4 protein-coding genes and 1 pseudogene are annotated in these 7480 nt (G+C 72.4%); 4 read left to right on the top strand and 1 reads right to left on the bottom strand.

Annotated elements, in window-relative coordinates:
* The first annotated feature begins 201 nt into the window (after positions 1–201).
* From HYE82_RS31430 to HYE82_RS31420, 3 genes are all read left to right on the top strand, one after another.
* The gene (locus HYE82_RS31430; protein WP_179177600.1) at positions 202–1656 is read left to right on the top strand and encodes an FGGY family carbohydrate kinase; all 1455 of its coding nucleotides are present in this window, start codon (positions 202–204) and stop codon (positions 1654–1656) included.
* 293 nt (positions 1657–1949) lie between these two features.
* On the top strand, positions 1950–3683 hold the full coding sequence (locus tag HYE82_RS31425) for an ABC transporter ATP-binding protein (RefSeq protein WP_179177599.1): 1734 nt from the start codon (positions 1950–1952) through the stop codon (positions 3681–3683).
* Positions 3680–5602, top strand: a complete 1923-nt coding sequence (locus HYE82_RS31420) for an ABC transporter ATP-binding protein (RefSeq protein WP_179177598.1) — start codon at positions 3680–3682, stop codon at positions 5600–5602. Before HYE82_RS31425 ends, HYE82_RS31420 begins: the two co-directional genes overlap by 4 nt.
* 103 nt (positions 5603–5705) lie before the next feature.
* On the opposite strand, the gene HYE82_RS31415 is transcribed toward HYE82_RS31420, so the two are convergent.
* Positions 5706–6911 carry an RNA polymerase sigma factor gene (locus HYE82_RS31415; protein WP_309144506.1) on the bottom strand — a complete coding sequence of 402 codons (1206 nt, stop codon included), beginning with the start codon at positions 6909–6911 and terminating at the stop codon, positions 5706–5708.
* A 93-nt stretch (positions 6912–7004) separates the two neighbouring features.
* Between HYE82_RS31415 and HYE82_RS31410 the strand changes: the two are divergent.
* Positions 7005–7480: pseudogene (locus tag HYE82_RS31410) on the top strand (hypothetical protein); the annotation flags it as partial.

The following is a 7480-nucleotide window of genomic DNA, read 5'->3' as shown; positions in this document are numbered from 1 at the left end:
GGGCGGGCTCCCGTCACACCCGCACCTCCGGCCCACCGCCTGGTCCGCCGCGCTGCCCTCCGCCTGATCGCCGCCCCGGGCCGCCTCCCGGTTCCCCGCCGATTCACCGCTGTTCCGGGGCCGGTTCGCCGCCGGTGCACACGGGATCCGACGCCCTCCGCGGCTGCGGATCCCGGTCGTGTGTGCGGCAGAATCCTCCGTATGGGGATAGTCGCCGGGCTGGACAGCTCTTCCGCCTTCACTCGCATCGTCGTATGCGACACCGACACGGGTGCCGTACTGCGCCAGGGCTACGCGCCCCATCCGCAGTCCGCGGGTGATCCCCAGGCCCTCCACCCCCACGACACCGACCCCCAGGCCTGGCTGCTCTCCCTCGGCGAGGCCGCCGGCGGCGGCCTCCTCGAAGGCGTCCAGGCCATCGGCGTCTCCGCTCAGCAGCACGCGCTGCTGCCGCTGGACGCACAGGGCGCCCTCGTCCGCCCGGCCCTGGTCGGCAACGACAAGCGCGGCCAGGTAGCCGCCGCCGACCTCACCGGGGCCCTCGGCGGACGGCAGGCGTGGGCCGAGGCCGTGGGCTCCGTGCCGCACTCCGCGCAGCCCGTGGCCAAGCTCGCCTGGCTGGCCCGCAACGAGCCCGACGCGGCCCGCCGGGTGGCGGTGCTGATGTCCCCGCACGACTGGCTGGTCTGGCAGCTGCTGGGCCGGCCCGCCCGCCGCACCACCGACCGCGGCGGGGCTTCCGGGACCGGCTACTGGTCGCCGGCGACCGGCGCCTACCGCCCCGACCTGGTCGAGCTGGCGCTCGGGCACATGGCGCTGCTGCCGGAGGTGCTCGCGCCGGCCGAGGCCGCCGGGATGACGCCGGAGGGCCTGCTGATCTCCGCCGGCACCGGGGAGACCATGGCCGCCGCGCTCGGGCTGGGCCTGACCCCCGGGGACGCCGTGGTGTCGCTCGGCGCCTCGGGCTCCGTGATGGCCGTCCACCACTCGGCCGTGCAGGAACCGAGCGGCCTGGTCACCTCCCTCGCCGACGGCAGCGGCATGCACCTGCCGGTGGTGAACACCTCCAACGCGGTACGGGCCCTGCGGGGCACCGCCGACCTGCTGGGCACCGACCTGGAAGGGCTGTCCGAGCTCGCGCTGGAGTCGACGCCGGGCGCGCACGGCCTCGTGCTCCTGCCGTACCTGGAGGGTGAGCGCACGCCCGACCTGCCGCACACCGCGGGCACCCTGTCCGGGCTGCGGCGCGACTCGATGAAGCCGGAGCACCTGGCGCGGGCCGCGTTCGAGGGCATGCTGTGCGGGCTGGTCGACGCGCTCGACGTGCTGCGCCTGCGGGGGGTCGAGGTGCGCCGGGTGTTCCTGCTGGGCGCGGCGGCCGAGCTGCCCGCCGTGCAGGCCGCGGCTCCGGGGCTGTTCGGTACGCAGGTCGTCGTACCGGCGCCGGCCGACTACGCGGCGCTGGGCGCGGCACGCCAGGCGGCGTGGGCGCTCGGGGTGCAGCAGGGGACGCTGGCCCCGCACACCCCGCCGGTGTGGCCGGCGCCGGCCGCGCAGGTCTTCGAGCCGGGCGAGGACTACCCGGCCATGCAGGCGGTGCGCCAGCAGTACATCGCGACGCGGGAGCAGCTCCACCCGGGCGCCTTCCAGGCGTAGGCCTCCCCCGGGGGCCCGCCGCCGGATCCGCCGGTCCGGATCCGCAAGAGCATGCCGGATCCGATGGGGCGGCCGGGCGGGGTGAGGGGCTGGGGCGACCGGGCGTGGGCGACCGGGCGGGGTCGGCCGGGCGGGGTGAGGCGCTGGGGCGACCGGGCGTGGTCGGCGGGGTGCGCAGGGGTCGTAGGACCGCCTCCTCCTTTTGACCGGCCTTTGCGAAAACCGGTGGGGTTTGCACGCACCGTGGCCCAAGATGGGATGCCCCCCTCGACCGTGCCGACCGGAGCCTGCGCGTGCTCATACGACTTCTACGGACCCATCTGGGTCCGTACCGGAAACCCATCGCCCTGCTGGTCCTGCTGCAACTGCTCCAGACCAGTGCGAGCCTCTACCTGCCCACGCTGAACGCGGACATCATCGACAAGGGTGTCGTCCACGGCGACACCGGCTACATCCTGCGCTTCGGCGCGCTGATGCTCGGCGTCTCCCTCGTCCAGCTCGGCTGCAACGTCGGCGCCGTCTACTACGGAGCCCGCACCTCCGCGGCCCTCGGCCGCGACGTCCGCGCCGCCGTCTTCGACCGGGTGCAGAGCTTCTCCTCGCGGGAACTCGGCCAGTTCGGCGCTCCGTCGCTGATCACGCGTACGACGAACGACGTACAGCAGGTCCAGATGCTGGTCCTGATGACCTTCACCCTGATGGTCTCGGCCCCGATCATGTGCGTCGGCGGCATCGCCATGGCGCTCTCGCTCGACGTGAAGCTGTCGGGCGTGCTGCTGGCCGTGGTGCCCGTCCTCGGCCTGTCCGTCGGGACGATCGTCTGGAAGACGCGCCCGCTGTTCCGCTCGATGCAGGACCGCCTGGACGTCGTGAACCGGGTGCTGCGCGAGCAGATCACCGGCAACCGCGTGATCCGCGCCTTCGTCCGCGACACCTACGAGAAGGAACGCTTCCGCGGCGCCAACACCGAGCTGACCGATGTCTCGCTCGCCTCCGGCCGGCTGCTGGCGCTGATGTTCCCCACGGTGATCGTGGTCGTGAACATCTCCAGCGTCGCCGTGATCTGGTTCGGCGCGATGCGCATCGACGGCGGCGGCATGGAGATCGGCCAGCTGACGGCGTTCCTCGCCTACCTGATGCAGATCGTCATGTCCGTGATGATGGCCACGTTCATGTTCATGATGGTGCCGCGCGCCGAGGTCTGCGCCGAGCGCATCCAGGAGGTCCTGGACACCGACTCCAGCGTGGTCCCGCCCGTCGAGCCGGTGACCGAGCTCTCCCGGACCGGGACGCTGGAGCTGCGCGGCGCCGACTTCCGCTACCCGGGCGCCGAGGCCCCGGTGCTGCGCGGGGTGGACCTGGTGGCCCGCCCCGGCGAGACCACCGCGGTCATCGGCTCCACCGGCAGCGGCAAGTCCACGCTGCTGGGCCTGGTCCCGCGGCTGTTCGACGCGACCGGCGGCCACGTGCTGGTCGACGGCGAGGACGTGCGCCGGCTCGACCCCGAGCTGCTGGCCAGGACGGTCGGCCTGGTGCCGCAGAAGCCGTACCTGTTCTCCGGGACGATCGCATCGAACCTGCGCTACGGGCGCCCCGACGCCACCGACGAGGATCTCTGGCGGGCCCTGGAGGTGGCGCAGGCTGCGGAGTTCGTCTCCGCGCTCGACGGCGGCCTCGACGCGCCCGTCACCCAGGGCGGGACGAACGTCTCCGGCGGCCAGCGCCAGCGCCTGGCCATCGCGCGCACGCTGGTGCAGCGCCCGGAGATCTACCTCTTCGACGACTCCTTCTCGGCCCTGGACTACGCCACGGACGCGGCGCTGCGCGCGGCGCTCGCCCGCGAGACGGAGGAGGCGACGGTCGTCATCGTCGCCCAGCGGGTCGCGACGATCCGCGACGCCGACCGGATCATCGTGCTCGACGAGGGCCGGGTCGTGGGCGAGGGACGCCACCACGAGCTGATGGCCGGCAACGAGACCTACCGGGAGATCGTGCTCTCCCAGCTGACGGAGGCGGAGGCCGCATGAGCGGGCCCGGAGGACGGATGATGGCGGGACCGGCCCAGCGGTCCCTGGACTTCAAGGGCTCGGGCAAGCGGCTGCTGCGGCAGATCGCCCACGACCGGGCCAAGCTGTGGGGCATGGTCGCCGCGGTCTTCGGCAGCGTCGTCTGCACCGTGATCGGCCCGAAGATCCTCGGCCACGCCACCGACCTGGTCTTCGCGGGGATCGTCGGCCGGCAGATGCCGGCCGGGACCACCAAGGAGCAGGCCCTGGACGGGCTGCGCGCGAAGGGCGAGGACGGCATGGCGGACATGCTGTCGGGCACCGACTTCACCCCCGGCGAGGGCATCGACTTCGGCGCCGTCGGGACCGTGGCGATCTGGGCGCTGGCGGTCTTCGTCCTGGCCGGCCTGCTGATGCTGGTGGCGACACGGCTGTCGAACCACATCATGAACGGCACCGTGTACCGGATGCGCGAGGAGCTCCAGGACAAGCTGGCGCGGCTGCCGCTGTCGTACTTCGACCGGCAGAAGCGCGGCGAGGTGCTCAGCCGGGCCACCAACGACATCGACAACGTCGGGCAGACGCTCCAGCAGACGATGGGGCAGCTGCTCAACTCGCTGCTGACGATCGTCGGCGTGCTCGCGATGATGTTCTGGATCTCGCCTCTGCTGGCGCTGGTCGCGCTGGTGACCATCCCGGTGTCGGTCGCCGTCGCCGCGAAGGTCGGCAAGAAGTCGCAGCCGCAGTTCGTGGCGCAGTGGAAGTCCACGGGTGCACTGAACGCGCACATCGAGGAGATGTACTCGGGCCACACGCTCGTGAAGGTCTTCGGCCGGCAGAAGGAGTCCGCGGCCGTCTTCGCCGAGCAGAACGAGGCGCTGTTCCGGGCCTCGTTCAAGGCGCAGCTGGTCAGCGGCATCATGCAGCCGGTGATGTTCTTCATCTCGAACATCAACTACGTGCTGGTGGCGGTCGTCGGCGGGCTGCGGGTGGCCTCGGGCAGCCTGTCGATCGGTGACGTGCAGGCCTTCATCCAGTACTCGCGCCAGTTCTCGATGCCGCTGACGCAGGTCGCGTCGATGGCGAACCTGGTGCAGTCCGGCGTGGCCTCGGCGGAGCGGGTGTACGAGCTGCTCGACGCCGAGGAGCAGGAGCCGGACGTCGCGGTTCCGGAGCGTCCGGAGAAGGTCCGCGGCCAGGTCACGCTGGAGAAGGTGGCGTTCCGCTACGAGCCGGACAAGCCCCTGATCGAGAACCTGTCCCTGAGCGTCGAGCCCGGCCAGACCGTGGCCATCGTCGGCCCGACCGGCGCCGGCAAGACCACGCTGGTGAACCTGCTCATGCGGTTCTACGAGGTCACCGGCGGCCGGATCGCGCTCGACGGGGTGGACATCGCGAAGATGACCCGCGAGGAGCTGCGCGGCGGCATCGGCATGGTGCTCCAGGACACCTGGCTGTTCGGCGGCACGATCGCGGAGAACATCGCGTACGGGGCCTCGCGCGAGGTCACGCGCGCCGAGATCGAGACGGCGGCGCGGGCCGCGCACGCCGACCGGTTCATCCGGACCCTGCCGGACGGCTACGACACCGTCCTGGACGACGAGGGCGCGGGCGTCAGCGCCGGCGAGAAGCAGCTGATCACCATCGCCCGGGCCTTCCTGTCGGACCCGGTGATCCTGGTGCTCGACGAGGCGACCAGCTCCGTCGACACCCGTACCGAGGTGCTGATCCAGAAGGCGATGGCCCGGCTCGCGCACGGCCGCACCTCGTTCGTGATCGCGCACCGGCTCTCCACGATCCGGGACGCGGACGTGATCCTGGTGATGGAGAACGGCTCCATCGTGGAGCAGGGCACGCACGGGGAACTGCTGGAGGCGCAGGGCGCGTACGCGCGGCTGTACGCGGCGCAGTTCGCGCAGGCGGTCGCCGAGGTCGACTGACCGCGGACGCGGGGCGCTCGTCGCGGAAGGCGGGCGTGGGGGCGGGGCGGAGTCCGGCGGTGCCGGGCCCGTCCCGCCCCCGCCGTGTGCGCCGGGCACGCCCTCAGTCGAGGTAGCCGCGGAGCTGGTCGGCGAAGGCGTGGTCACGCAGCTTGCCCAGGGTCTTGGACTCGATCTGGCGGATGCGCTCACGCGTCACGCCGAAGATGCGCCCTATCTCCTCCAGGGTGCGGGGCCTGCCGTCCGCCAGCCCGTACCGCAGCTGGACGACCTTGCGCTCGCGCTCGCCGAGGGTCGACAGGACCGCCTCCAGGTGCTCGCGCAGCAGGAAGAAGGCGGCGGACTCCATCGGCGAGGCCGCGTCGCCGTCCTCGATCAGGTCGCCGAGGGCGACGTCCTCCTCCTCGCCGACCGGCGCGTGCAGCGAGATCGGCTCCTGGGCGAGGCGCAGCACCTCCAGCACCCGTTCCGGCGTCAGTTCCAGGTGGACCGCGACCTCTTCGGCGGTGGGCTCGTAGCCGCGCTCCTGGAGCATGCGCCGCTGGACGCGCACGACCCGGTTGATGAGCTCCACGACATGGACCGGGACGCGGATGGTGCGGGCCTGGTCGGCGAGGGCCCGCGACATCGCCTGCCGTATCCACCAGGTGGCGTAGGTGGAGAACTTGTAGCCCCGGGTGTAGTCGAACTTCTCAACGGCCCGGATCAGCCCGAGGTTCCCCTCCTGCACGAGGTCGAGCATGGTGAGGCCCCGGCCCACGTAGCGCTTCGCGACGGAGACGACGAGCCGGAGGTTCGACTCGATCAGGCGCCGCTTGGCCCTCCGTCCCATGACGACGAGCTTGTCCAGGTCGAGGGCGAGACCGAGGTCGAGGCCGGGGGTGGTGCCCAGCTTCTCCTCGGCGAACAGCCCGGCCTCGACGCGCCGCGCGAGTTCGACCTCCTCGGCGGCGGTGAGCAGCGGGATCCTGCCGATCTCGCGCAGGTACTGGCGGAACAGGTCGGCGGAGGGCCCCGTCCCGGCGGCGTCACCGCGCCGGCGCTGCTCGGGCACCTGCTCGATCAGCTCCAGCACCTCGGGCTCCTCGCCGTCCCCGTCCCCGGCGGCCGGCCCGCCGCCGTGCTCGGTCTCCATCCCGGGGTCCGTCCCGGGCTCGGGGCCGGCCCCGGGCTCCGCGCCCTCCGGGGCCCGGGCCGCGACGGCGTGGACGGGCGGGCTCGCGTTGACGGTCGGGATCCGGGTCTGCACGGGGGCGACCTCCAGGGCTCCGAGGACGGTGGCACCGCACCTCAGTGTGGGGTACGGCACATCGCCGCCACGAGGGGCGTGCGAGCACTTTCTGAGTCCGGTGCGTGACCGGATGGTTACCCGTCGCGGAGAACACCGATGCGGACCGGACGCATGTCCGACAAGATCGTCGGCATGTCCGAGTACGAAACCCACGTCACGCTGCGCTGCCCCGACGCGGCGGAGCTCGAACGACTGAACGCGTGGGCCGGCGCCCGCTGCCTGAAGGTGACGCACATCGTGCTGGCCCGGGGCCGCATGGTGTCGCAGCCGATGCTGACCCTCCCCGACCGCGACGGCCACGAGGCCTTGGTCCCGCTCCTGCGGGCCGACGGCTTCGACCCGGTCCGCGTCAAGGTGGAGACCGTCCCGTGGACCACGGACCGGCCGGGCCCGGACGGCGGCTACTTCGAGCACCACCTCAAGCTGCTGCTCCCCGCCGGCTTCGACCGGGCCCGCCTGGAGGCCCTCGTGACCCCGCACGGAGCGCACCTGTCATGGAACGCGCGGCGCGTGGCGGAGGACGGCGGCAGCCACGAACGGTTCGTCACCCAGCGGTACCGGGGCCCGTCTCTTATAAACATCTCCGA

Origin of the sequence: Streptomyces sp. BR123 (assembly GCF_013401435.1) — a bacterium.
Classification (GTDB): domain Bacteria; phylum Actinomycetota; class Actinomycetes; order Streptomycetales; family Streptomycetaceae; genus Streptomyces.
This window is presented reverse-complemented; position numbering and strand designations above follow the sequence as displayed.

Coding starts and splice junctions, on each gene's coding strand:
- HYE82_RS31420 (WP_179177598.1), top strand. CDS start 3,680: ATGAGCGGGCCCGGAGGACGGATGATGGCGGGACCGGCCCAGCGGTCC.
- HYE82_RS31430 (WP_179177600.1), top strand. CDS start 202: ATGGGGATAGTCGCCGGGCTGGACAGCTCTTCCGCCTTCACTCGCATC.